At 39.2% G+C, this 633-nt stretch carries 1 protein-coding gene; it reads left to right on the top strand.

Features of this window, described 5'->3' with window-relative positions:
* Window positions 1–361 precede the first annotated feature (361 nt).
* Window positions 362–633 (top strand): S24 family peptidase (locus HMPREF3034_RS13065; protein ID WP_304437837.1); only part of this gene is annotated, 272 nt, incomplete at its 3' end.

Genomic DNA, 633 nt, shown 5'->3' on the forward strand with positions numbered 1-633 from the left:
CAGGGTGGGTCAAATTAGTGTGGCTTTTCCAATTTGGTTTAACTTCGATTTTCTGCACTTTTTTTTGTATATTTGCGCGCTGTGTTATACTAAACACGGTACAAAGATATAGGGAAATTCTCTAATATCAAAATAAATCATAGAGTTTTTCTCTATTAAATATGATTTTATGGTTAAAGATAGGGTTAAGGCTTTCTGCAAAGCGCAAAATATTAGTGTAGCTGCATTTGAAAAAAGCATTGATGTTGCTAATGGTTATGTAAATAGCATAAGCAAAAGTATAGGTGTGGATAAGATATGTGACATATTAGAGAAATACTCTATGCTTAATATCGAATGGCTATTGACTGGCAAAGGCAATATGTATAAAGAACATAGTTTGATACCGACTAATGACAGCACGGGTATCCCGCTTATTACAGTAGAAGCTATGGCAGGCTTTTTTGCCGGCAGCCAAACCGTAATGCTGTCCGAGTGCGAGCGGTTTCTTGTCCCATCGTTCCGAAATGCCGACTTCCTCATAGCTGTGCGGGGCGACTCTATGCAACCGCATTATTTTTCGGGCGATTTGGTGGCGTGCAAAATGTTGTCGCTTGCAGACATTTTCTTTCAGTGGGGTAAGGTCTACGTTAT

It is taken from the genome of Prevotella sp. DNF00663 (genome assembly GCF_001553265.1).
Classification (GTDB): domain Bacteria; phylum Bacteroidota; class Bacteroidia; order Bacteroidales; family Bacteroidaceae; genus Prevotella.